This window comes from Paenalcaligenes hominis (genome assembly GCF_011927625.1).
Taxonomy (GTDB): domain Bacteria; phylum Pseudomonadota; class Gammaproteobacteria; order Burkholderiales; family Burkholderiaceae_B; genus Paenalcaligenes; species Paenalcaligenes hominis.
In genome coordinates this window covers 103,840-128,976 of sequence record NZ_JAATIZ010000006.1, presented here as the reverse complement: position 1 = coordinate 128,976, position 25,137 = coordinate 103,840, and the positions used below count along the sequence as shown (strand labels likewise).

Genomic DNA, 25,137 nt, shown 5'->3' with positions numbered 1-25,137 from the left:
AATCGTTTCATGCTAAAAATTATACGTAGTCTATGAAGAAAAACAACGCCATTAGACGCGGTAGACCCTGTGTTTTTAACATGCACGTTCACTTGTTGGTCAACTATCCCCCAAGGTCGCCGTGTCGGCACGGGTAAATAGTTTGAAAGGCGTATCAAGCCGGATGATTCGCAAAAAGCAGTATCCGAGCATTCACAACAAACTATGAAATGGCGCCCTCTGGTCGCCGAGCTACTTTGCCGGAAGTTGTGGCGGTGCGCCTATCGAGATCGTCCGACAAGACATTGAGCAACAACAGACGCCAAGCGGATACGAAGACGCTAGCGCGTCCGCGCTATTCATCTCCGCCCTGAACCGCGGGGTTTTCCGCGCGATTTGATAAATAGAGATGGATTAGAAAAAGGCTTGGATACCTGTTTGTGCTCGGCCCAAGATTAATGCGTGCACATCATGCGTGCCTTCGTAGGTATTGACAACCTCTAGGTTCACTAAATGACGGGCCACACCAAACTCATCTGAAATACCATTACCGCCCAACATATCTCGGGCCATACGCGCAATATCTAAGGCTTTGCCACATGAGTTACGCTTCATCAATGACGTAATTTCAACGGCGGCCGTGCCCTCGTCTTTCATACGTCCCAAACGCAAACACCCTTGTAAGCCTAAGGTAATTTCTGTTTGCATATCAGCCAGCTTTTTCTGTATGAGTTGTGTGGCAGCCAATGGACGACCAAATTGCTTGCGATCTAGGGTGTATTGACGTGCTGTGTGCCAACAAAACTCGGCCGCCCCTAGTGCACCCCACGCAATGCCATAACGCGCAGAGTTTAAACATGTAAAAGGACCACGCAGGCCACTTACATGAGGCAGCATGTGCTCAGCCCCCACCTCGACCCCCTCCATTACAATTTCGCCGGTAATAGAAGCACGTAGCCCCACTTTGCCATGAATAGTAGGAGCACTGAGTCCTGACATGCCTTTTTCTAGGATAAAGCCACGTATTTTACCGTCGTCATCACCGCCCACCACCTTGGCCCACACCACAAAGACATCGGCAATGGGCGAGTTAGTAATCCACATTTTGGTACCATGAAGCACATAGGACCCATCGGCGGTAAGAGTGGCTCGGCTTTCCATGGCCCCGGGGTCAGAGCCATGATTGGGTTCAGTTAAACCAAAACACCCAATCCACTCGCCAGTGGCTAATTTTGGTAGGTATTTGTTTTTTTGCTCTTCAGAGCCAAAGGCTTCTATGGGCACCATCACCAATGAGGATTGGACGCTCATCATAGAGCGATAGCCGGAGTCCACACGTTCAATTTCACGTGCAATCAAGCCATAACTGACATAATTTAGCCCTGCCCCACCGTATTTTTCAGCGATAGTCGGCCCCAATAAACCTAGCGCCCCCATTTCTTGAAAAATCTCACTATCTGTGTGCTCGTTTCTAAATGCATTAAGTACGCGAGGCTCAAGCTTTTCCTGAGCATAAGCGAACGCGGCATCCCGCACCATGCGTTCCTCCTCGTGGAGCTGTGCATCAAGAAGTAAAGGGTCTTGCCAGTGAAATGAAGGACGTGCTGCCATGAGTACCTACTCCTTAAAAAAATCGTGACGGTTGCCTTGCACCGCATGAATCTGAGATGAGTCCAGCCCAAGCAATTCGCTAAGAACTTGCTCGGTGTGCTCTCCTAAGAACGGAGGCGCTGACTGATAACGAAGGGGGCTACTTGAGAGCCGAATAGGATTAGCCACGGAATCCATGTGGCCGATCACCGAGTGAGGTAAGGTGATTTTCAAGCCGCGCGCCTGCACTTGAGGATCCGCGTACACTTGATCTAAGGTATTAATGGGGCCAACAGGAACATTGGCCTGCTCTAGCTGAGTTTGCCAGTAGGCTTGGTCATGCTCGAGCAAAGGTCGCTGCAATAACGGAATTAACTCTGCACGATAATGCACGCGCTGCGGATTGGTTGCAAAACGATCATCTTGGGCGAGTTCTGGACAACCTAACACCCGAGTGAGTGCCTGAAATTGTTTGTCATTGCCTACCGCAATAATAAGGTGGCCGTCTGCCACCGTAAAGACTTGATATGGAACCAAGTTAGGGTGTGCATTGCCAGCGCGTGTTGGAGCCTGACCGGTAGCTAAGTAATTCATATTTTGGTTTGCCAACATAGCCACCTGACAATCTAAGAGTGCCATATCAATGTGCTGTCCTAGTCCGCTGTGGCTGCGTTCATGCAAGGCAGCAAGAATACCCACGGTGGCATACATGCCTGTCATCAAATCCGCTACGGCAACCCCTGCTTTTTGGGGCCCAGCCCCGGGGATGGGGTCTTGTTCCCCAGTAATGCTCATCAGGCCGCCCATACCCTGAATCATAAAATCATAACCAGGTCGCTCTGCATAAGGGCCATTTTGACCAAAACCGGTAATTGAACAATAAATGAGACGTGGTGCAATTTGACGTAGGCTGTCGTAATCCAGTCCGTATTTTTTTAGCCCTCCCACCTTAAAGTTTTCCACCAAAATGTCACTTTGAACGGCAAGATCACGGATGGCTTGGGCTCCCGCAGGCGTGGCCATATCGATAGTGACCGACTTTTTATTGCGGTTGGCCGCCGCATAATAGGCGGCTTCACTAGACGGCTGACCTGATGCATCTGGCATATAAGGTGGCCCCCAACGCCGAGTATCATCGCCCTGATGGGGGCGTTCAATTTTGATGACTTCAGCGCCTAAGTCGGCAAGATTTTGCGTACACCATGGCCCCGCTAATACACGAGTTAAATCCAAAACCCGTAGTCCAGTTAAAGGTGCTGCACGTAAACTGCTCATCGTCATTATCCTATTGAATCCGCTGAATTAATGCCTGACCCAAGCCCCGTGCTGACAAGGGCTTAGCTGCGTCACCCCTCCATCTGATGGTAAGTAATCAGCTAAAGGTCGGCATTGATTTTGCTCACACCACTCGTAATCAGCGGTGTATTCGGAACGCATTAAAGCCAAAAAAGGCTGATGGCTGGGTTCGGGCTGATACTCATACCAGCCTGCTCGCCATTTCGCATTAGGAGGAGGCTCCATGCCCGCCGCAGAGCCCTGAACCCGAGCCAGCCCAACACGTAAAAGAGGTGGCCGATCGTGTTGAGACTGCTCAATATGGTAATCCTCTTCCCAACGAACTTTTTCAATGCTGTGTTGCCACGCAAGCGTGAAGTCTTTAGTGGGAATAAAGGTGACGGGTGCGGGTAAGGTAGAGGCCCACTGTAGGCAGACCCCTACGGTTAGCATCCAGCTCATGTCGCCACACCGACTGCTTTTCGTTTTATACGCCATACATGCCAAAGCACTAAAATCACAGTGGCAGCGGCGCCGAGTTGATCTGATAGAGGATTTGCCCACACTAATAACGCAGCAGCGAGTACCGCGTAGATGCGCTCGACGGCATTCAAGCGTCCTAAGAGAAAGCCCGTTGCCCCTGCCCCCCATAACACAATAGCTAATAGCGCTTTACCTACGACGTAAGCCACCTCGAGCCAGCTTGAGTAGTCTTGAAGCATTAGAGCCGGTGCATACACTGCCATGTACGGCACAATAAACCCTGCTATGGCTACGCGTAAGGCTTGAAAGCTAATGGCTAAGCCTGATGTTTTAGCTATCGGTGCGGCAGCAAAAGCAGCCAGCGCCACGGGTGGAGTCAGGTCCGCCATAATCCCAAAATAAAACACAAACATATGGGACACAATTAACGGCACACCCAAGTCTAAAAGGATGGGTGCGGCTAGAGAGCTGGTAATGATGTAATTAGGGATGGTGGGGATGCCCATACCAAGCACTAAACACGTCACCATAGTAAGGATTAATGCTAAGAGTAAATTGTCTTGGCCAATCGCAATGACTTGCCCACCGAACTCGGCAGCAACGCCAGTCAGGTTGATAATGCCGATAATAACCCCAACCAAGGCACAGGCTGTGGCTACGGGCAAGGCATGGCGAGCGCCTTCAGCTAGAGAAAGCAGTGATTCGCGCAATACCGGTTCGCGATGTTTTTTAACAAGTAACACCGCCACCAGCAAAGCAATAATCACAAAAAAACTGATTACCCCGACTTGAATAAAGACTGAACACGCCAGAGCCAATATAATCCAAAAAATATACCGGAGCGCCAGAGACGATACGTTGCTCATGACAGCGGCGCCGAAAATGAGTATTACGGTTAAACCTAGACCGACTGTGCCCGAGAACAAGGGCGTATAACCAGAAAACAGTAACGCTACTAGCCCTACTAAAGGCACCAACAAATACCACTTTTCTTTGACCGCTTTCCATGGGTCTGGGCATTCAGAGCGCGGCAAGCCATCAAGGCCTTTGCGACCCGCCTCTAGGTGCACGGTCCAGAACACAGTAAAAAAATAAAGCAGCGCTGGAATAATGGCCGCTTTCACGATTTCTATGTAAGGGACATTAATGGTCTCGGCCATGATAAAAGCCACGGCGCCCATGACGGGTGGCATGATTTGCCCGCCCATGCTGGAAGTGGCCTCAACCCCCCCTGCAAAGGAAGAGCTATAACCAAAACGCTTCATTAACGGGATAGTAAATTGGCCTGTAGTGACCACATTCGCCACACCTGACCCATTAATCGTGCCCATTAATCCCGAGCTCACCACTGAAACCTTGGCAGGTCCACCTCGGCTGTGACCGACCATGCCCATAGAGAAGTCACTAAACAAACCGATCATGCCGGCGCGTTCAAGAAATGAGCCAAATAAAATAAATAAAAAGATATACGTGGATGAAACGTACGTGGGCACCCCATAAATGCCTTCGGTGCCAAAGCCTAAGGTACCGACAATTTGATCGAAGCCATACCCCCGGTGCATTAAGGCGCCGGGCAAATACTCGCCAAACAAACCATACGCTAAAAATAACGCACAAATAATAGGCAGCGCCCAACCCATCATGCGACGCGTGGCATCAAAAACCAAGAGAATCAATACAATACCGATAACCATATCGGTAGAGGTCATCTCGCCAGCACGCGCTGTTAAATCGGACTCAAACACCCAATGGTAAAAGCTAAAGACAAAGCCAATACCACCTAATAGCCAACCCAACCACGGAATACGACGCCCAAAAAAGGTAGGGTAAAGCGTAAAAATCATCAAAATAACAAAGCCCACATGAATAGCGCGAATGACTTGGCTAGACAGGGGGCTAAATGCTGCCGTATAGACTTGAAAGGCAGAAAACAGAACTGCTACAGCAAACACTGCTTTTGGCAGTGTATCCATTGATTTTTCTTGATCAAGATTCATTAAAAAACCCTTAACAGCCTCAGAAAAGGCGGCTTCTAGTCGGTTAGCGAAGCCGCCCTGGTTCCGTTTTGCTTGCGCGTATTATTGAATGATGCCTTTTTCTTTGTAGTAGCGCTCTGCACCCGGATGGATAGGCACAGGCATGCCATTGGCGGCATTTTTAAGCTCGATGGCTTTGGCTGCATTGTGTGCGGACTGCAACGACCCAAGGTTTTCATACAAGGTTTTAGTCATCTCATAGACGAGTTCCTCGGGTACATCAGAGTGAGTGACTAAAAAGTTGGGGATGGCGGCTGTTGGGAGGTCTTGATCTTGACCCGCATAGGTATTCGCTGGGATGACACCAGGTTGATACGCCGCTTTTCCAACTTTTTCCACTACCTCTTTAGGAATCGGCACCACCACGATTTTTACAGCCGTGGCCAGGTCTCGGATAGAAGACACCCCTAGACCAGCGGACTGTAAGGTCACATCTAACTGACGGTTTTTCATGAGCTCGACCGACTCGCCGAAAGGCAGGTACTCGACTTTAGCGAAGTCGTCGTAGCTGAGACCCGCCGCTTTTAAAATAGCGCGTGCATTGAGTTCGGTGCCCGAGCGCGCCGCCCCCACTGAAATGCGTTTACCCTTCAAGTCGTCTAGGCTGGTGATACCGGCATCTGCATTGGCTACGATTTGAATGTAGTTATTGTAGGTGGCTGATAGACCCCGTAATTTATCGAGTTTTTTGGTGAATCCGGCCTCTTCGTTACCTTCCCAGGCGTCAGACACGGAGTCGGCTAAAGACCAAGCGACCTCACCACGACCCGCTTGTAAGAGGTTCATGTTTTCTGCAGAGGCTTTAGTGACTTGGGCCGTGGCCTTAACGCCAGGTATTTTCTGTGCATAAAGCTGTGCCATGGCCACACCAAGCGGATAATAAACCCCGCTTTGTCCTCCGGTAAGCACATTAATAAACTGTGCCTTTTGGGCTTGTACACTACCTGAAAATGCTACGAATGCTGAGGCACTGGTTACGGCCGCAGCAACAATCCATTTTTTCACACGCATATATGTCTCCGGATATTGGTACTACACAAGTGATTGAGATAGCTATTTCTTATCGTATAGGTCGGATTTCGCCTCTTTGATACGTTGCCGTGTATTGCTTTGTGTCACAAGGCGGGATTACCCCAAACCGCTTCTCAATCTAGGCCATCATAGTGCCCTTGAAATAAGTGCAAAAGCCACTCACCTAGGTATACTGGATCTTTTCTAGAGCAACCCAAACTCGCTTCATGATTCTGCCTACTCCTCGATTACAGCGCTTTTTCTACAGTCATCATTTGTTAGCTGGATTACGTCAGTCTATTGGGGTGCTGTTGCCTGTTATTGTTTTAGGTGGTGTTTTTAAGCTCTATCACTTCGGTATTATTACGGCGATGGGCGCGTTATGCGTTGCGATTGTGGATCAAGCTGGCGGGCCTCGGCGGTATCGCACAAATGAAATGCTTGGGGCGGCCGTGTTAGGTACCGTTACTGTATTTATCACCGGTTTAAGCTCTAGCTCATCGGTGGCTATCTGGCTAGTCGTACCTACGCTTGGGTTTTGCTATTCCATGCTGAATGTGTATGGAAAACGCGGAGGGCTCATTGGCTTTGCATGCTTGCTGCTGATGGTGCTTACATTGCGTTACCCCATGAGCCCAGACGAAGTCTTTGTGCACACCGCCACCTCTGCAGCTGGCGCCTTCTTTTACTTTTTTTTCAGTCTGCTGTTTCGGCGTGTATTCTTTTACCAAGATGAGCGCAGTACCTTAGCTGTGGCGTTATTTTCTACTGCCACCTACATGCAGCAGCGTGCCAAATTCTATGACACTGACACTGAACTGGATGAAACGTATCGTCATCTCATTCAAATTCAAGCAGAAATGACCGAATCCCAACAAGCGGCACGCGATATGGTATTGCGTGAGCTTCCTAAAGGCGGAGCCGGTAACGCAGAGTCTACCCGTCTTTCTATGCTTGCGATTTACGTCAATATGGAAAGCTTACGTGATTCGTTAGTGGCCAGTCATACTGATTACATTAACTTACGTCGCAGTATGGGTAAATGCGATTTTTTATTGTTTACTCATGATGCGCTCTATCAAATGGGTCTGGCTGTTGGGCATATTGCCCTTAATATATCGCGCCGCCGCACCACCCCACCCCTTCAGAGCGCTAAAGCAGAAATACGTGCTTTAGAATACGAGCTTGAGCGGTATAAAAAAAATCAGTTCAACAAAGAACAGCCCGAAACTTATGCATTGCTCGTCCAGATTGTGCGTAGGCTACGCAATATTCAAAAACTCATTAACCATATGGCAGCGCAAACGCGCAGCCCTAGCAATGACATTCCGCTTGATCAATACTTAGAAAAATCGCTTAGCCGCTTTTTATCACGAGATGAAATCCGATTTGGTATGCTCACCAGCAACTTACGCTGGAACTCGGCTACCTTTAGATATGCAGTGCGTATTAGCTGTGCGTGCATATTGAGTTTAACTGTACCGACTATAGTGGCGTATTTTTCCCCACAAACCGAAATATTGAACGCCCTCACTTCGTATAGTTACTGGATTATTATGACCTGCTTAGTGATTTTGAAACCGGGCTTTTCTTTAACTAAACAACGCAATACCTACCGTTTAGTTGGCACCGCTTTAGGCTGTGTAGTTACGTTTTTACTGCTGCAAGCCACCTCGAACAGCGAGGTGTATTTAGTCGTATTGTTGCTGGCCTACATCTTGGGTAATAGCCTAACCCTCTTAAACTATATGCTTTCTGCGTTGTTTAATACTATTTTCGTTTTGATTGCTTTTCAGTTCTTACACAGCAGTAGCAGTTTTATTATTGGAGAGCGTTTTGTAGATACCTTGATCGGGTGCGCCATTGCCTTGATTTGCAGTTATATTTTACCGTGGTGGGAGTCGAACTCGATGACGAGTGCTGCTCAAAATGCGTTACAAGCCAACAAGAACTATTTACGTACAGGCTTGTATTACGCAGAGCTCAATCGGCAGTACACAGCAGCCACAACGAGCACCTATGATGAACAAGCTTTAGCACTCAGTGCTGATACGATTAGTAAGCTTGCCCACGATCTCACTGAAGCGGAAACGCAATGGCAATTAGCTAGACGGCAAGTGCATGTGAGTTTTAGTAATTTTTCTGCAGGTTTTTATCGAATGATGAATGAGCCCAGCTCACATCAACATAATGTGGCGATATTAAATAACTTGCTTAGCCAAAACCATGTATTGGCCTCGCAAATTAGTGCATCCATACCGCTTTTAGCCTCGTTAGGGGAAATCCCCCCAGAGGTAAACAATGCCATTGTATTCATTGAGCGTGAACTCAATAATCTTGATGCGCCCCCTGTGGGAACCCTAGAGACCGAGGGCGAACTGGCCATGTTAGCGTACCCATTACGCCAAATGATGAAAGCCTCGCAGTTGATCCGTCAAGACATGCAAGGCTTAGCACTTAGTTCTGGCCCACCTGCCCCAGGCCAGTTTAGGCGGTTATTTAACTCGGTTCGGGGCGGCGGAACACCAGTTTAGTTTCCGAGGACACCTCGGGAGCAAATGCATAGCCCTCGTAGTTAAACGCTTTTAAGCTTTCGGGCGTGGTGCACTGGTGCTCAACGGCGTAGCGCAGCATTAAGCCACGGGCCTTTTTGGCATAAAAACTAATGATTTTCCAGTCAGCCCCTTTCTGGTCTTGGAAAACACATTCCACCACTGGAATCGTCAATGTTTTGGTATCCACCGCTTTAAAGTATTCATTTGACGCTAGATTAACCACGAAAGGATGCGAGGTGGGGTGCTGCTCAAAATGCTGATTGATATACTGCGCTAGTTGGCTACCCCAATAGTCGTACAAGTTTTTACCCTTTGAGGTGGCTAACCGCGTGCCCATTTCTAGGCGATAGGGCTGCATTAAATCTAAAGGACGCAGTACGCCATATAATCCGCTTAAAATTAATGCATGCTGTTGTAACCACTCGAGCTGTGTGTCAGAGAACGAATTAGCTTGTAAGCCCTCGTAGACATCGCCGTTAAAGGCCAACACGGCTTGACGCGCATTAGCCAAACTAAACTGGGTTTGCCAATCTTGATAACGTTGTACATTCAGCGCAGTTAACGCATCACTTAATTTCATTGAGGCTTGGATTTCTGCGGCTGGCATGGTGCGCAAGACCTCTATGAGTGCTTGGGCTTGGGGCACCATGACAGGCTGAGTCAATAACGTGGTGCGTACTGGGGTGTCGTAATCAAGCTTTTTAGCAGGCGATAAAACAAATAACATAATAAAACCTCTAGTTAGCGAGCCGTCCAACCACCGTCTAAAGACAAGGTTGCGCCTGTCATCTGTTGTGCGGCATCCGAGCACAAAAAGACGGCGGCCCCACCAATTTGCTGCGGCGTCACAAACTGTAAGGATGGCTGTTTTTCTGCTAGCAACTGGCGAGCGGCGGTTTCAATATCCACCTGGTGATGTTCTGCTAGGGCTTTTATTTGTGCCTCGACTAAAGGCGTACGCACCCAACCAGGACAAATCGCATTGCACGTAATGCCTTGACCCGCGTTTTCTAGGGCGGTGACTTTGGTTAACCCCACAACCCCATGCTTAGCTGCCACATACGCTGCTTTTTGCTCTGAGGCGACTAAGCCATGCGCGGAAGCAATATTAATAATGCGTCCCCATTCTTGTTTTTGCATTTGCGGTAACGCTTCGGCTGTGGTGTGAAACACAGCGGATAAATTCAAAGCAATAATTTGATCCCAGCGCTCGGTGGGAAACGCTTCGATGCGATCAGTGTGCTGAATGCCGGCATTATTCACTAAGATATCTAGGCGGCCCATAAGTTGAATGACTTGACGTATAAACTGGCGAGCTGACTCGGGTTGGCTTAGGTCTGCAGCAATGTAATGCACTTTGACATCATTTTGCAGCTCGAGGTTCACACGTAATTTTTCTATGTCTTGTGCCTCCCCAAAGCCATTTAAAATAATATTGGCACCTTGAGAAGCCAATTGCTGGGCGATGGCTAAACCTATTCCACTGGTAGAACCCGTTACCACGGCTGTTTTATCTGTAAGCATGTATTTCTCCGAGAGCTAGCAATAACTTATTGTCATGCTGCTTAGTGTAGCGCGTTGCTTTGGGTGACGGTACTGCTTTAGGCCACACAAAGCGCTGGTCTTTTTTTATTAAACTCTGATAGAATAGGCATCTTACTTTTTAGACATAAAAAAGTAGCGTGCGGGTAGGTGGCAGAGAGGTCGAATGCGCTGGACTCGAAATTCAGTATACGTGCAAGCGTATCGTGGGTTCGAATCCCACCCTGCCCGCCATTTTTATTCTGCTGCGTCTTGTCGCATTTCAATCAGCTCCGCCTGCTCTAAGGCAGCCAACAACGGTGGTATGTCGCTTTGTACAAGCGCTAGATCCACATCAAAAGACTCAGCCAACACCTCACTTAATTCCTGTCCAGTTAGCGGCTCTTGCTGTAATAACTGCCAAACGGCTTTGCCTGTATTATTTAAGCGATGAATGACGCCACTACGAGTCTGAATTAAAAACAGTTCTTCTCCTACTTCATAGCGACTTACGTTTTGAGTCGGCTCCCATAGCGTCATAAGAGACCGAGCGCCTAAGCCTAGTGCGCTTTGTTCAGCAAGCGAGGGGTTGAGTAAACTTGCGGCGTGTACTGCCGCAGCGGGTTGCTGCAAGCTACGCGCTACATAACGAGCTGCGGTCAGTGGTTCACCATAGCGTAGCAAATAGCATGAGCTATGCTGCATTAACGGTAATAGAAAATCAATGAGTTCTTCGCCAGAGGCCTCGTAAGCAAAATTTTGGCACAACAGCTGGAGCAAGCCTTCGCCAACAGGCAAACGAATAAGCTCTGGCTCTGTGTGGATTAACTCATCGCTATACCGTTCTAATAAGACAATTGTACTCACTGGGGCACGCTCAGCGTGTGGTGCCAACGGTGCATCTACCGGTAATACAAACCCATATCGATCGTCGGCCAGACGTATTGATTCTGCTAAGTAAGCAGAAAACTCAGCAGAAAAACTCGTAGGCAAGGGTAAGCGTAACCGCGGAGCCACGCCCATGGCTACCCCCTCGCCCTGAGCAGTTAATGCCAACACATCATCACCAAAAACACGATAACCCGCCGCCATAAAAGCCGCCGATAACGTGCTTTTTCCAGCGCGACTGTCCTCGGGAAATAACACCAAACGCCCCGCGATCTCTACCGCTGCACAATGCAGACCTAAAAGCTCAGGCTGTAGCTCAAGGTAATAGCCTATGAGTTCACCCACTATACTGCATACTGCCGAGGTGGCTGAGGGGATGTAAAACTCATCTGGTGTGGTGCGCTCTCCTTGCCAGAGCCCTTCTGCATCTTTCTTAATGTAGAAAGGCGGTGGTGGTTCTTGCGGAGCAACGAACGAAGCTGTCCACCCAGCTAAAGCTTTTTTGAAAGCAGCGACTACCTCTGGGGCATGAATGATGCGTACACACGGGCCAATGCCCGGCAAGTACAAATCAACTACTGACTCTGTCACTAGTCTTTCCGTGAACCAATAATGGCATCTTCAATAATAAGTAATGGGTCATCTGCATAATCACGCAGTCGGCTGCGCTCGCGACGTAATACTCTGTAGCTAGGAGCCGAGTAGGAATAAGAGTACGAATAACGATAACGTGAATAGCTAGGACGCGAGTAGCTACGTCGATGACGCCATTGGGCCTGTGCTTCGCCCACTGTAAAAAGAGTAGGTGCTACATAAGCCCCTAATACCCCAACCCCTATACTAGCAATTAAACGACGCCGACGTTGACGCTGCTCTTTTTCATTGAGTTCATTCTTTTGTTTTTTTGACATACTAAAACCTTTAACTACAACTACGCTACCTTTGGTTGAATGACTTGCCGATCAGAGCAGTTAGGTATGATGGCAAAATAGATACCCCTATCGTGTAAATTCATAGGCATACCTCAATAGAAAGATAACGAGGACGGAATTAATGAGCCTATAAGGTACCGCTAATCACTGTAAAATTGTTTCAGCAGGCGTTACCAGTTACGTTTATGGCTGCTTATCTATTTTCTGCTATGACTAAGCAGTGTTAAGCTCAGTCTTTTATTTTTAGCCCAAGGAGCTTGCCTTGATTGATTTACCCACTCACCAGCTAACCATGAGTGTGCTGATGACCCCGGATACAGCGAATTTTTCAGGTAATGTGCACGGAGGCACTATCCTTAAACTCTTAGATCAAGTGGCGTATGCCTGCGCGAGTCGTTATGCCAACCGTTATGTGGTGACGCTTAGTGTAGATCAAGTGACCTTTAAGCAGCCTATTCATGTAGGTGAGCTAGTTACCTTTCTAGCCAGTGTTAATTACACAGGTAAGACCTCGATGGAAATTGGGATAAAAGTCATCGCGGAAGACATTCGTCATCGTATTGTACGACACGTAAACAGCTGCTTTTTTACTATGGTCGCCGTGGACGACCACGATAAAAAGCCAGTGGCTGTGCCTGCCTTGGTACCTGAAACCGAAGATGAAAAAAGACGTTATCAGGCCGCCCAAATGCGTCGCGAGCTACGACAAGAAATCGAGCAACGCCAAAGAGCTCTTCTCAACCTAAGTTCATCCTGACCCATTACCCTACCAAACCATCCCCCAAGCAAAACTAGGGATAACGTTTAAACAACAAAGTCTTGCCAACTTTAGTGAAGACTTCTATATTGAATTGAGACATGGTGTCCTTTGTCTCTTGTGCATGTTCACAGGCTTTCTTCTAAGGAGTCTATTATGCATATTCAATCGCTACAGTGGTTTTATGACCTTCAAGCGTCGGGCTCAGTAGGTATCTGGGAGTATCTGCGTCTTGCTTTTACTCTACCGGGTAACTTATTCGTTGAGCTAATTGGCGCGTTTCCTAGCCTTGCTAGTCTCTTAGGCATTGCGGCCTCACCCGAAGCCGGGTACGGCAGCCTCAACGGCTTAATTGCAAAGGTGGTTTCCTGTGCTGTTTGGCTGTTTCTTTTCATTCAACTTCTCAACCTTACTGCCAGACCAAAACGTCACCCTGTGTATTTGGACGAAGACAGCAAAACACAACCTTTGATGCTGCCTATGCCCAAAGACTACCCTGTCTTACGACGCCCTTCTCTTTAGCAAATAAAAAAGCTGGCCTGACGCCAGCTTTTTTACTAACACAAGGTTATGAATTAGGCGTTAAGGTTGATTTACCACCTAGATAGGGCCGCAATACTTCGGGTACCACAACACTGCCATCGGCTTGTTGATAGTTTTCTAGTACAGCCACTAAAGCACGGCCTACAGCTAGGCCAGAACCATTTAACGTATGCACATATTCAGGCCGTTTTTCTTGACGAAAACGGGCTTGTAAGCGTCGGGCTTGGAAAGCCTCGCAATTAGAAATTGAAGAAATTTCACGCCAGGTATTCTGGGCAGGTAACCAGACCTCGAGATCATAGGTTTTCGCTGCTGAAAAGCCCATGTCCCCTGTGCACAACGACACCACCCGATAAGGCAGGCCTAAACGCTGTAAAATTGTTTCTGCGTGCCCAACCATTTGCTCGAGCGCCTCGTAAGACTGATCGGGGTGTACAATTTGCACCATTTCAACTTTATCAAATTGGTGCTGGCGGATAATACCTCGTGTATCGCGACCACCACTGCCGGCTTCAGAGCGAAAGCAAGGGGTATGTGCTGTTAAACGAATGGGAAGCTCATCCGCAGGTAGAATTTCATCACGTACGGTACCTGTTAGCGTAATCTCCGAGGTGGAAATTAAATATAAATCTTCGGTAGGACCGTCGTGTTCGTCGTTATGATCTTGGCCGCCTTTAGTGACCGAAAACATATCGTCTTTAAATTTTGGGAGCTGACCAGTGCCGTATAAGGTAGAACTATTGACAATATAAGGCGTGTAGCACTCGGTATAACCGTGTTCTTCGGTCTGCACATCAAGCATATATTGTGCTAGAGCGCGGTGTAACTTAGCAATTTGCCCACGCAACACCATGAAACGTGCCCCTGAAAGCTTGCGCGCTGCGTCGAAATCAAGCCCAATCCCTTCGCCAATAGCTACGTGGTCTTTTACCTCAAAATCAAATGGCTGCGGTATGGCATCCATCGCATTATTGCCGGGTACCCAACGTCGCACCTCTACGTTCTGTTCTTCGGACTCGCCCACCGGCACGGATGCATGCGGCGTATTCGGTAAACCACTAAGCCAATCGTGAATTTCAGTTTGAATCTGACCTAACTGAGCCTCGAGTTCGTGGAGTTTTTGCGGAATTGCTTTGGACTCTTGCATTTCTTGAGACGCGTCCTCGCCTTTGGCACGTCGTTGTCCAATGAGCTTTGATAGAGCATTGCGTCGGGCTTGCAATGTTTCTGTTTCCACCTGAATGGCTTTACGCTGACTCTCTAGCGTATTAAAGCGTTCGGTATCAAACTGCACACCACGAGTTGCTAAGGCAGCAACCACACCATCTAAATTTCTACGCAACGAATTGATGTCTAACATAGTAAAAGCTCAAGGAATATAAGAATAAAAAGATTGTAACGAAGTTCAGACTAAGATTTAAGCCAACCTTAGGATTTTGTGCGATGGGATTGACGATCTAACTCAGTCAAAAAGCGAAGTTTTTCTGCTATTTTTTGCTCTAAACCGCGATCCGTCGGTGTATAAAAGCGCGGGTTTAGCCCTTCGGGAAAATAATTTTCCCCCGCCGCATACGCATGGGGTTCATCGTGCGCATAGCGATAGGCTTTACCATGCCCTAATTGCTTCATGAGTTGAGTTGGGGCATTGCGTAAATGTACTGGCACAGCAGCACTACCGTGTTCTGCAGCAAAACGGCGCGCTTGGTTATACGCCATGTACCCAGCATTGCTTTTTGGCGCTATGGCTAAATAGAGTAACGCCTGTGCTAGCGCAAGCTCGCCTTCTGGAGAGCCGAGACGTTCGAAGGTCGCTGCCGCCTCGTTGGCAATTTGCATCGCCCTAGGGTCGGCTAGCCCAATGTCTTCCCATGCAATGCGTACTATACGACGAGACAAATACGAGGCATCTGCGCCTCCGTCGAGCATGCGGCTAAACCAATAGAGTGCGGCATCAGGATCTGAACCTCGCACCGACTTATGAAGGGCACTGATTTGGTCATAAAACGCATCACCGCCTTTATCAAAACGTCGCAAGTTATGGGAAAGTGACTGTTCTAGATAGGCTTGATCGACCAGCTCAACACCTGCAGCATGGGCTGACTCAGCCACGACCTCGACCGCATTAATAACGCGACGCGCGTCACCGTCTGCCCATGCGGCTAACTGATACTGCGCCTCATCAGTAAAATGCAACGTAATGTGTGCGTCTTCTATGTAACGCGCAATGGCTTTTTTAACCAATGTTTCGAGCTGCTCTATGGTTAATGGTTGCAATACATAGACGCGCGCCCTAGAGAGCAAGGCTGAGTTCACTTCAAATGAAGGGTTTTCTGTGGTGGCCCCAATAAACGTGAACAATCCGCTTTCCACATAGGGCAAAAAGGCATCTTGTTGGGCTTTATTAAAGCGATGCACTTCATCAACAAACAAAATAGTGCGCCTGCCCTGCCCTTGGGCAACTTGAGCCTTTACAACGGCATCACGAATGTCTTTGACCCCCCCAAGCACAGCGGAAATAGCAATAAACTGGGCATCAAAACCCTGCGCCATCATGCGCGCTAATGTTGTTTTACCTACACCGGGTGGCCCCCAGAAAATCATGGAGTGAGGTCGGCCTGAAGCAAACGCAACACGCAACGGCTTGCCCTCACCGACTAAGTCGGTCTGACCCACTACCTCGTCAAGATGACGAGGGCGTAATCGCTCTGCCAAGGGCGCATACGGTGCTGTTTGAGAGGTGAATAAGTCGTCAGCCATTACATGTAAAAGGTTAAGGCAGGGTCACCACATCAACGCCTGATGGGGCTTTAAATTGAAACGTCGAGTCGGCAAGGCCAGCCTGTGTATTGACTTGGGTTAAATCAATGATTGTGCGTTGGTCAAAACTGTCTAACAACACTAAACGGATAGGAAGCTGGTTTTTAAACGCAATATCCACGTAGGTAAAACCTGCATCGTTTGATTTAGGGGTAGCTCGTAACCACTGTACCGCTTCTTCGTCAGGCCTGTCCTCCAATACAAAACTGTCTTCAAGTTGACCTGAGCCAAATAAAATAGCAGCCGGCGACGTACCAATCGCTTGGTCAACGCCACGTTGGGTGAGCTGATTGAGATCAGGATCGTATTGATACAGCTGTTTACCATCAGAGATCACAAGCTGCTCGTAAGGCTTTAACACCGACCATTTAAATTTTCCTGGACGTTTAAAGGCAAACTCTCCGGTTTGGGCCGGGCGTGAAGCCCCTTGAGCATCAATGGTGCTTTGACTAAATTGACCCGATGCACTGTGCACTTGCTGCACAAATTGCTGCAATTGCTGCGTTGCAGACTGTGCATAAGCCATCGCGCTGGCGGTAAGACCCAGCGCCAGTACGCTAATTTTTGACAACCATTTCATAGCATTCCTTTAGTCTTTATTAACAGGAACCAAAATCTCGCGATTTCCGTTGGGGCCCATTGCTGAAACAATACCGGCTTTTTCCATTTCCTCGATTAATCGGGCTGCTCGGTTATAACCCACTCGAAGTTGACGTTGCACCCCCGAAATAGAGGCGCGTTGTGTTTCCATGACTACGGCCACGGCCTGATCGTAGAGGGGGTCAGACTCGGCATCCACAAACCCTGTGACTGCATTCACACCGTCTCCGGTTTCCCCACCGCCCCCATCTAAAATACCATCGATATAATCTGGCTCGCCTTGGTCTTTAAGGTAGTCCACGACACGGTGGACTTCATCATCATCCACAAAAGCGCCATGGACACGGATAGGCACAGAGGTGCCTGGTGGCAAATACAACATATCCCCTTGCCCTAGCAAACTTTCGGCGCCCATTTGATCCAAGATGGTGCGGGAGTCGACCCGTGACGACACCTGAAACGAAATACGGGTTGGAATATTGGCTTTAATCAAGCCTGTGATCACATCCACGCTAGGGCGCTGTGTTGCAAGCACTAAATGAATTCCAGCAGCACGCGCCTTTTGCGCTAAGCGAGCAATAAGCTCTTCAATTTTCTTGCCAGCGACCATCATTAAGTCGGCTAGTTCATCAATGACCACCACAATAAAGGGCAGCGCGTCTAAAGGCTCGGGCGCATCGGGAGTCAACGAGAACGGATTAGGAATGTTTTCACCTCGTTCTTTGGCTTCTTTAATTTTGCTATTAAAACCAGCCAAATTACGCACTCCCATTTTACTCATTAGCTTGTAACGGCGCTCCATTTCATTTACGCACCATGTCAGCGCGTTAGCCGCTTCGCGCATATCTGTCACCACAGGAGCAAGTAAATGCGGAATATTTTCATATACACTCATCTCCAACATTTTAGGGTCAATGAGAATGAGACGTGCTTCTTCTGGTGTGGCTTTGTAAAGAATAGATAAAATCATGGCGTTGATCCCTACCGACTTGCCTGAGCCGGTGGTTCCAGCCACTAACAAGTGCGGCATACGAGCCAAATCAGCGACGACGGCATGTCCAGCAATATCTTTGCCTAATGCTACCGTGAGTAAAGATTTACTCTCCACAAAGCTTTTAGAGCCCACAATTTCCTCTAGACGCACCATTTGGCGTTTTGGATTAGGCAGCTCCAAACCCATTAAGTTCTTTCCTGGGATTGTTTCCACTACACGAATATCTACCAGACTTAAAGAACGAGCTAAGTCTTTGGATAAATTGACAATTTGATTGCCTTTCACACCCGTAGCAGGCTCAATTTCGTAACGTGTGATCACAGGCCCCGATTGTGCCTCCATTACTGTCACATTCACACCAAAATCGCCCAACTTTTTTTCGATCAAGCGCGAGGTGAACTCGAGGGTTTCTGCAGAAATAGGCTCGCCCAACGCCTCGGCCATATCTAAGAGGTCAAGCGGAGGCAAATTAACATCAGCTACCGGACGAGCGGCTTTGACCACGACGGCTTGGGTTTGCGTTTGGATGGCTGCCTTGGGAGACTCGGGCTCGTTATACGTATTAATAGGCTCAATTTCTTTATTGATAGGCTCGATGTCGGTGTCGGTAGGGTCATCAAAAATGGGGTGTTTATAAGGTCTAGGTGCAGTGTGACTGTGCTCTTGTTCTAGACCAGAGGCTTGTGTATGCGCCAAGCTGCCTAAACTGGGCTCTTTACGTTCTGGAGGCGGTGCCACAGCAAGTGTTGGCTCGGGTTTAGGGTCGGGGTGCTCTTGTTTAGTGGTAATCGCCTCGGTGCGCTCCGCCGCTTTACGTTGCCCCACACGTCTGTCATCCCAGCGTGCTTTAAATGCGCTAAGCCGTAAATAGATGGCCTCTAAGCTGCGGCCTACTAGTTCAGCAACATTTAACCATGAAAAACCCAACAGCCAACTCGCACCTACGCACACGGCCACCAATAACATTACTATGGCGCCAGCCATACCTAAGTAGGTGACCAACAGTGAGGCAAAGAGCTGCCCGATCTGCCCCCCTGCACCAGCAGGCAAGTCAAAACCAAAACGCAACTGTAACGCCTCGAAACCCATTGAACCCAACAAGAACAGCACAAAGCCGATGGCTACTTCCCAGGGTACACGAGCTAGGGGTTCTTGAATGCGGGTAGTTGGCATTACAATATTAGTAATTCGGTAAAAACCGACCACTAAATATTGCACTAACAAAACAATCCATAACCAAGCGCTATAACCGAATAGATAGTACAAAATATCGGATACATAGGCGCCTAGCTTACCCCCTTGGTTATGAATAGATCCCGCGTCCAACGAGTGTGACCAAGCTGGGTCGGAACTATTCCATGTAAACAGGACCAAAGCTAGCCAGGTCGCTAACAACAGGAATACAACCCAACGGGCTTCCAACGCGAGAGAGCTAAGTCGCTGTTGCCATTTAGAAGGCCCGTTACGGACGTTTTTTGCTGATCGATTTGTAGTTGCAGGTATTCTAGCCATGACTCATTATAATTGGCTGATCATTGATTATTGGGAAATAGATAATGTCGACTGTTAAACACGCTAAAGTTTTAATTTTAGGCTCCGGCCCCGCTGGATATACAGCAGCCATCTATGCCGCTCGTGCTAATTTAAAGCCCATGCTGATCACAGGCATGGAGCCCGGCGGGCAGCTAATGACCACCACAGATGTAGAAAACTGGCCTGCTGACGCCAATGGGGTAACAGGTCCAGACTTAATGGCACGCTTCCAAGCCCATGCCGAACGCTTTGAAACAGAACTCATCTTTGATCAGATTGTATCGGTAGATTTAAAACAACGTCCATATACTTTAAAGGGTGACGGCGGTAATACCTATACCTGTGATGCACTGATTATATGCACAGGAGCTTCCGCCATGTATTTGGGCTTGGACTCCGAACAGGAATTCATGGGCCGTGGTGTTTCCGGTTGTGCGACCTGCGATGGTTTTTTCTACAAAAACCAAGACGTTATTGTAGTCGGTGGTGGTAACACAGCCGTTGAAGAGGCATTGTACCTATCAAATATTTGCAAAACCGTAACATTAGTTCACCGTCGGGACACCTTCCGTTCAGAGGCTATCTTAACGGACAAACTTATGGAGCGTGTAGAAAATGGCAATATCAAGCTCAAACTCTTTTGTGAGCTTGACGAAGTATTAGGTGATGCCTCGGGCGTAACAGGCGTACGTTTACGTAATAACCAAGATAACACCACCGAAGAGCTGGATGTAATGGGTGTATTTATTGCGATTGGACACCACCCTAATACCGAGCTCTTCCAAGGTCAGCTCACCATGAAAGATGGGTATATTATTACACGTAGTGGCTTAGAAGGCATGGCCACTATGACCTCCGTGCCTGGCGTATTTGCCGCTGGCGACGTACAAGATACCATCTACCGCCAAGCTATTACTAGCGCAGGCACAGGTTGTATGGCCGCTTTGGATGCACAACGTTGGCTTGAGAGTGAAAACCTCTAAACCCCATAAGGCGCTGGCTGAACTTAAAGCCTTAAAAAAAGCGCTACAAGCACCGCCGCCCCAGCCGTCTTCCATGCCGGCTGCGGCACCGCCTACCCAAAAGCCGTCTCTACGCTTTGGCCTAAGCCCAAAAAGCAAACTGAATGCGGCGCTAGGGCCTGATGATAAAGCTCTTTTCCATCAGGCAGTACGTGGCACTACCCCATTAAAAACTAAAAACACGGGTCAACAGTTGCCGCTACGTTCTCCCAAAGCCCCAATACCAGCAGAGCAGCACCTACAACGTCAACGTCATGCCAGTGGTGCCGATGAGTTATTAGATATTTATGGGTTATCAGATGAGTTTGCAATCGACTTTTACGATCGCCCAATGAGTGACTACCTTAGCTCTTACTGCGGAACCGACGTATTACGCGACTTAAAAAAAGGACGTTGGGCGATTGCCAATCACATTGATTTGCATGGTTCAAACCTAGAGCAGGCTCGTTTACGGCTCAATTATTTTTTAAAGCACAGTTTAATTGAACAGTATCGGTGTGTGCGTATCGTGCATGGGGTCGGTTATGGGTCCAAAGACAAAGGCCCGGTTTTGCCTTTAGCCGTGCGCCGTTGGCTAAGCCAATTAGATTTTGTTCTAGCCTTTACAGACTGTAACCCCGCCGAGGGAGGCAACGGTGCCGTTAAGGTACTGCTACGTAACACGCACTATTCCTAAGGCTCTCTATGAGTTGGATTTATCTATCAATTGCTATTTTTGCTGAAATTATTGCAACCACCGCTCTAAAAAAAGCCGATGGCTTTAGCGTACTAGGGCCTTCGATTGTCACAATAAGTGGGTATGCCATTGCCTTTTACTTTTTATCTTTATCTTTAAAGCATATTCCCGTCGGTGTGGCCTACGCGGTTTGGTCTGGCGTTGGTATTGTAGCTATTTCACTTATTGGTCTGATTTTGTTTAAACAGCGTTTGGATACAGCTGGAATGATTGGAGTGGGCTTTATCGTCGCTGGGGTATTGATTTTAAACGTTTTTTCTAAAAGCAGCAGTTAGCCTATGTCCATAAAAGACAAAACCAGTCTGGTTTCCAGACTGGTTTTGAGAGTTTATTATAATTTTGGTTACTGCTGATGCCATTTTTATGGCTAGCCCTATGTATGGGCCTATGGTCTCCTCACCAACATGTTCTTATTGTGCCTTAGTTTATTGGTGATGACACTTAGGGTATGCACTAGGGTGCGCCTTTATTATTCGTCTAAAAAGTCCATGGCTGCAGCCAGGTCTTGCATGGCCTGCTCTGCATCTTGGTGCTGAAAAGTGGATTGAGCTTTTACTGGTCGTGCTGTCTTGACTTGCGCTTTAAACTGAACGCCTAAAACCTGAGCTAATTTAAAAGCCATACCTAGCTCTGCACGTTCTTTGCCTTTTTCTATATCGATCACCCACTGTCTGCTGGCCCCAACCTGAGATGCGACTTCGGCTTGGCTCAGCCCTAGTTGGCGGCGGCGCTCACGCAATAGCTCGCCGAAACAATATGCATCCATAAACTGATAGCTCATTCCTGTCCTCGGTCATGTCCTAGTTCTCGTCAACCTTTTTATAAGGTGCGGGTTATACGGGTTAGTCGATTTGTATCGGTAAATATCTTATTTAGCATAAAAGTAGGCTCCGGAACATCATCCTTAGTTAAAGAAGTGTCTTTTTTCAACTGATATCACACGTTAAGTGACATTTCCTAGTGATTACCCTTGTGTTTTTCTATCGCAATCTACAACCAAAGTCGTCTATTGCAATTTGCCGCCCCACCGTATATTGGGATGCTAGAGCGTACTCATACGCCATCTTATTGCCCTTAGCAGTAAAAAACCTTATCGATGAAAATAACATCATAAAAGGAGACATACATGAGTTCATCCCGCGATATCGTCGCCGAGGTGATCCACAACCCAAAATACCAAGAGCTACTGGCACGACGTACACGCATCAGTATGGCATTTTTTGTGGTCACTCTCATTATCTACGCTGGCTTTATTTTAACCCTTGCTTTTGATCCTGAACTGTTTGGTCGCCCAATGGGCAATCTCACAATGAGTATTGGCGTGTTCGTTGCCACTTTAGTTTTAATTAGTGCAAGTATTCTCGTCGCGCTTTATGTTTATATCTCTAATAAGGTTTTTGATCCTTTATTAGCTGCAGTACTAGCGGAGGTAAAATAATGAAACCATGGATTTCTGCCTTTGCTTTATTTGCGGCGAGCTCTTCAATAGCTCATGCCGCCGATAAGCCCTATAACATGTCTGCCATTATTATGTTCCTGATCTTTATTGCAGGAACCATGGTAATTACATGGTGGGCAGCACGTCGTACCCAAACTACCTCTGATTTCTATACTGCTGGCGGGGGCATCACTGGCTTTCAAAACGGTTTGGCTATTGCTGGTGACTACTTATCCGCAGCCTCTTTCTTAGGTATTGCTGGAATGGTGTATGTCAGTGGTTTTGACGGCATGATTTACGCCATTGGTTTTATGTTTGGCTGGCCCACGGTAATGTTTTTAATTGCCGAGCGTCTACGTAACTTAGGCCGCTATAACTTTGCTGATGTCACCTCTTTCCGGTTACGCCAGACACCTATGCGGGTCTTAGCTGCCAGCGCTTCTCTTTTAATTATTGCCTTGTATCTGATTGCCCAAATGGTAGGGGCGGGCAAACTAATTGTGTTGCTCTTCGGTATTGAATACAAGTTTGCCGTGATTATCGTTGGTTCACTCATGATGATCTACGTTGCTTTTGGTGGTATGACGGCTACTACTTGGGTCCAAATCATTAAAGCAGTGCTTATGCTTCTAGGGGCTAGTCTAATGACTTTCCTCGTCTTAGCAGCGTTCCGCTTTAATGTAGACAACTTGCTTACCGAAGCTGTAGCTGTACACCCCGATGGCCGTAGCATTCTCGCTCCTGGTTCTTCTGTTAGTGGCAATCCATTAAATGCCTTGTCCCTAGGTATTGCGCTTGCCTTTGGTACAGCGGGTTTACCTCATATTTTAATGCGTTTCTTTACCGTAGCTGACGCCAAAGAGGCACGTAAATCTGTTATTTGGGCCAGTAGTTTTATTGGGTATTTCTATTTACTAACCTTTATTATCGGTTTTGGCGCTATTGCTCTATTAGTCCAGCACCCTGAATACTACATTACCGATGCCGACGGCAACTTTGATATGCTTAAGAGCTTAATCGGCGGTACGAATATGGTGGCTGTACATTTAGCAAATGCTGTTGGTGGTGATCTTTTACTTGGCTTCCTAGCTGCAGTAACTTTTGCTACTATTGTTGCAGTTGTAGCAGGGTTGGCGCTAGCTGGTGCAGCTGCTATTTCGCATGACCTGTACGCCAACGTTATTGCTAAAGGCAAAGCTACCGAACACAATCAGATGCGTATTTCACGTATTTCAACCGTTGCGTTAGGTATTCTTTCTATCGTATTAGGTATTGTGTTTGAAAACCAAAACGTTGCCTTTATGGTGGGTTTAGCCTTTGCCATTGCAGCTAGCTCTAACTTCCCTGTATTGGTGTTATCTATCTCTTGGCGCGGATGTACCACTCGTGGCGCGACAATTGGTGGTTTCCTTGGGTTAACGACAGCTACTGTTTGGGTTATGTTAAGTTCTACTGTTTGGGTTGATGTCTTTGGTTTTGCCGAGCCCATCACCCCTTTCCCAAACCCTGGTATTCTTTCAATTCCGCTTGCTTTTGCCGCGATTTGGTTATTTTCTAAACTAGATACGTCGCCAGATTCAGTGCGTGAAAAAGCAGCCTTCGATGCTCTTACTGTACGTAGTCAAACAGGAATTGGTGCTACACAAGCTAGCGCACATTAATTTCTCGTACTCACTACATCACACAAAGGGAGCTAAGGCTCCCTTTGTGGATTTAGTCTAATTACTATGAACGAATTACTCATTGCCGATGATCACCCTCTCTTCAGAGAAGCACTGCATGGCTTAGTGGCGAAACTTTATCCTACTACTGCTATCTACGAGGCAGAGAGTATTAGTTCTTTGTACTCTTTAGTTGAAGATCGTCCTAACGCTGACTTGCTCTTGCTTGATCTTAATATGCCGGGTGCCGCTGGCTACAGCGCATTAGTCCACTTACGAGCCCAGCATCCTCAACTTCCTATTGTGATTATCTCTGCGCACGAAGACCCTGTGTTAATTCGTCGCGCGCTCGATCATGGTGCGATGGGGTTCATACCTAAATCTGTCGAATCCAAAACCCTTAGTGCAGCGCTGCAACATGTCCTTATGGGAAACACCTGGCTACCCGAAACTATCGCTTTAACCGCCCCACCGATTAGCCCCGAAGAAAAAGCCGCGGCTAATTTACTACGCGAGTTAACGCCACAACAATTCCGTGTGCTTCAAATGGTCAGTACAGGCCAATTAAATAAACAAATAGCTCACGAGCTTAATGTTTCAGAGGCCACTATCAAGACTCACATGACGGCTATATTACGCAAACTAGGTGCGACGAATCGCACCCAAGCGGTACTCATTGCGAACCAGTTGCTCTTACACGATAAAACCCAAGAGGAAATTCCTTTTTAAGCACTCGGTATGCGCTTGGTTTGCTATCAGAATCAAT

General features: G+C 47.7%; 23 protein-coding genes, 1 tRNA gene and 1 pseudogene. 11 read left to right on the top strand and 14 right to left on the bottom strand.

Going from position 1 to position 25,137, the window contains the following annotated elements:
* Positions 1 to 83: 83 nt before the first annotated feature.
* Positions 84 to 304 (top strand): annotated as a pseudogene (gene tnpA / locus GGR41_RS12890) (IS200/IS605 family transposase); the annotation flags it as partial.
* 89 nt (positions 305 to 393) lie between these two features.
* Here the strand turns inward: tnpA and GGR41_RS12885 are convergent.
* From GGR41_RS12885 to GGR41_RS12865, 5 genes are all read right to left on the bottom strand, one after another.
* Complete coding sequence (locus tag GGR41_RS12885) at positions 394 to 1,590, bottom strand: acyl-CoA dehydrogenase (RefSeq protein WP_167662248.1); 1,197 nt, start codon at positions 1,588 to 1,590, stop codon at positions 394 to 396.
* Positions 1,591 to 1,596: 6 nt separating this feature from the next.
* Positions 1,597 to 2,844, bottom strand: a complete 1,248-nt coding sequence (locus GGR41_RS12880) for a CaiB/BaiF CoA transferase family protein (protein ID WP_167662247.1) — start codon at positions 2,842 to 2,844, stop codon at positions 1,597 to 1,599.
* 27 nt (positions 2,845 to 2,871) lie between these two features.
* Positions 2,872 to 3,306, bottom strand: coding sequence for a DUF1850 domain-containing protein (locus GGR41_RS12875; protein ID WP_229711244.1), 435 nt, complete (start codon positions 3,304 to 3,306; stop codon positions 2,872 to 2,874).
* A complete protein-coding gene (locus tag GGR41_RS12870; RefSeq protein WP_167662246.1) occupies positions 3,303 to 5,324 on the bottom strand; it encodes a TRAP transporter permease in 2,022 nt (673 codons plus the stop codon). The genes GGR41_RS12875 and GGR41_RS12870 overlap by 4 nt, the downstream gene beginning before the upstream one ends.
* Positions 5,325 to 5,405: 81 nt before the next feature.
* The gene (locus GGR41_RS12865; protein ID WP_167662245.1) at positions 5,406 to 6,374 is read right to left on the bottom strand and encodes a TAXI family TRAP transporter solute-binding subunit; all 969 of its coding nucleotides are present in this window, start codon (positions 6,372 to 6,374) and stop codon (positions 5,406 to 5,408) included.
* Positions 6,375 to 6,601: 227 nt separating this feature from the next.
* Between GGR41_RS12865 and GGR41_RS12860 the strand changes: the two genes are divergently transcribed.
* Positions 6,602 to 8,908: an FUSC family protein gene (locus GGR41_RS12860; protein ID WP_167662244.1), complete on the top strand. Its 2,307-nt coding sequence runs from the start codon at positions 6,602 to 6,604 to the stop codon at positions 8,906 to 8,908.
* Here GGR41_RS12860 and yaaA read toward each other — a convergent pair.
* On the bottom strand, positions 8,874 to 9,656 hold the full coding sequence (gene yaaA, locus GGR41_RS12855) for a peroxide stress protein YaaA (RefSeq protein WP_167662243.1): 783 nt from the start codon (positions 9,654 to 9,656) through the stop codon (positions 8,874 to 8,876). The two genes, GGR41_RS12860 and yaaA, sit on opposite strands and share 35 nt — an antisense overlap.
* Before the next feature lie 14 nt (positions 9,657 to 9,670).
* Entirely contained in the window at positions 9,671 to 10,453 is a 783-nt protein-coding gene (locus GGR41_RS12850; RefSeq protein ID WP_167662242.1) for a 3-hydroxybutyrate dehydrogenase, read from the bottom strand.
* Between the two features lie 162 nt (positions 10,454 to 10,615).
* Between GGR41_RS12850 and GGR41_RS12845 the strand changes: the two genes are divergently transcribed.
* Positions 10,616 to 10,705 (top strand) — tRNA-Ser (locus GGR41_RS12845).
* A 3-nt stretch (positions 10,706 to 10,708) separates the two neighbouring features.
* On the opposite strand, the gene GGR41_RS13285 is transcribed toward GGR41_RS12845, so the two are convergent.
* Together GGR41_RS13285 and GGR41_RS12835 are read right to left on the bottom strand one after the other, a co-directional pair.
* The gene (locus tag GGR41_RS13285) at positions 10,709 to 11,929 is read right to left on the bottom strand and encodes a PqqD family protein (RefSeq protein WP_167662241.1); all 1,221 of its coding nucleotides are present in this window, start codon (positions 11,927 to 11,929) and stop codon (positions 10,709 to 10,711) included.
* Positions 11,929 to 12,249: a hypothetical protein gene (locus tag GGR41_RS12835; protein WP_077733722.1), complete on the bottom strand. Its 321-nt coding sequence runs from the start codon at positions 12,247 to 12,249 to the stop codon at positions 11,929 to 11,931. The genes GGR41_RS13285 and GGR41_RS12835 overlap by 1 nt, the downstream gene beginning before the upstream one ends.
* A gap of 286 nt (positions 12,250 to 12,535) precedes the next feature.
* On the opposite strand from GGR41_RS12835, the gene GGR41_RS12830 reads away from it, so the two are divergent.
* Together GGR41_RS12830 and GGR41_RS12825 are read left to right on the top strand one after the other, a co-directional pair.
* Positions 12,536 to 13,027, top strand: coding sequence for an acyl-CoA thioesterase (locus GGR41_RS12830; RefSeq protein ID WP_167662254.1), 492 nt, complete (start codon positions 12,536 to 12,538; stop codon positions 13,025 to 13,027).
* A gap of 156 nt (positions 13,028 to 13,183) precedes the next feature.
* Complete coding sequence (locus GGR41_RS12825) at positions 13,184 to 13,549, top strand: hypothetical protein (protein ID WP_167662240.1); 366 nt, start codon at positions 13,184 to 13,186, stop codon at positions 13,547 to 13,549.
* Between the two features lie 46 nt (positions 13,550 to 13,595).
* Here GGR41_RS12825 and serS read toward each other — a convergent pair whose 3' ends face one another.
* The 4 genes from serS to GGR41_RS12805 all read right to left on the bottom strand — a co-directional run bounded on the left by serS (position 13,596) and on the right by GGR41_RS12805 (position 19,493).
* Positions 13,596 to 14,930, bottom strand: coding sequence for a serine--tRNA ligase (gene serS, locus GGR41_RS12820; protein ID WP_167662239.1), 1,335 nt, complete (start codon positions 14,928 to 14,930; stop codon positions 13,596 to 13,598).
* A gap of 68 nt (positions 14,931 to 14,998) precedes the next feature.
* Positions 14,999 to 16,327: a replication-associated recombination protein A gene (locus GGR41_RS12815; protein WP_167662238.1), complete on the bottom strand. Its 1,329-nt coding sequence runs from the start codon at positions 16,325 to 16,327 to the stop codon at positions 14,999 to 15,001.
* Positions 16,328 to 16,340: 13 nt separating this feature from the next.
* Positions 16,341 to 16,967 (bottom strand): outer membrane lipoprotein periplasmic chaperone LolA, encoded by a 627-nt coding sequence (gene lolA, locus GGR41_RS12810; protein ID WP_167662237.1) that lies wholly within the window; start codon positions 16,965 to 16,967, stop codon positions 16,341 to 16,343.
* A 9-nt stretch (positions 16,968 to 16,976) separates the two neighbouring features.
* Entirely contained in the window at positions 16,977 to 19,493 is a 2,517-nt protein-coding gene (locus GGR41_RS12805; RefSeq protein ID WP_167662236.1) for a DNA translocase FtsK, read from the bottom strand.
* 44 nt (positions 19,494 to 19,537) lie between these two features.
* Between GGR41_RS12805 and trxB the strand changes: the two genes are divergently transcribed.
* Genes trxB through GGR41_RS12790 form a run of 3 tightly spaced genes read left to right on the top strand, consistent with a single transcriptional unit; the run spans position 19,538 to position 21,547 of the window.
* Positions 19,538 to 20,497, top strand: a complete 960-nt coding sequence (gene trxB / locus GGR41_RS12800; RefSeq protein WP_077733727.1) for a thioredoxin-disulfide reductase — start codon at positions 19,538 to 19,540, stop codon at positions 20,495 to 20,497.
* Positions 20,484 to 21,212, top strand: coding sequence for a Smr/MutS family protein (locus tag GGR41_RS12795; RefSeq protein ID WP_167662235.1), 729 nt, complete (start codon positions 20,484 to 20,486; stop codon positions 21,210 to 21,212). Before trxB ends, GGR41_RS12795 begins: the two co-directional genes overlap by 14 nt.
* Before the next feature lie 8 nt (positions 21,213 to 21,220).
* A complete protein-coding gene (locus GGR41_RS12790; RefSeq protein WP_167662234.1) occupies positions 21,221 to 21,547 on the top strand; it encodes a DMT family transporter in 327 nt (108 codons plus the stop codon).
* Between the two features lie 194 nt (positions 21,548 to 21,741).
* Here GGR41_RS12790 and GGR41_RS12785 read toward each other — a convergent pair whose 3' ends face one another.
* Entirely contained in the window at positions 21,742 to 22,053 is a 312-nt protein-coding gene (locus tag GGR41_RS12785; protein ID WP_167662233.1) for a helix-turn-helix transcriptional regulator, read from the bottom strand.
* 345 nt (positions 22,054 to 22,398) lie between these two features.
* Here GGR41_RS12785 and GGR41_RS12780 point away from each other — a divergent pair, with 345 nt between their 5' ends.
* From GGR41_RS12780 to GGR41_RS12770, 3 genes are all read left to right on the top strand, one after another.
* Positions 22,399 to 22,710 (top strand): DUF485 domain-containing protein, encoded by a 312-nt coding sequence (locus tag GGR41_RS12780; protein ID WP_167662232.1) that lies wholly within the window; start codon positions 22,399 to 22,401, stop codon positions 22,708 to 22,710.
* Complete coding sequence (gene actP / locus GGR41_RS12775) at positions 22,710 to 24,371, top strand: cation/acetate symporter ActP (protein ID WP_167662231.1); 1,662 nt, start codon at positions 22,710 to 22,712, stop codon at positions 24,369 to 24,371. Before GGR41_RS12780 ends, actP begins: the two co-directional genes overlap by 1 nt.
* A gap of 66 nt (positions 24,372 to 24,437) precedes the next feature.
* Positions 24,438 to 25,100 carry a response regulator transcription factor gene (locus tag GGR41_RS12770; RefSeq protein WP_167662230.1) on the top strand — a complete coding sequence of 221 codons (663 nt, stop codon included), beginning with the start codon at positions 24,438 to 24,440 and terminating at the stop codon, positions 25,098 to 25,100.
* Positions 25,101 to 25,137 lie beyond the last annotated feature (37 nt).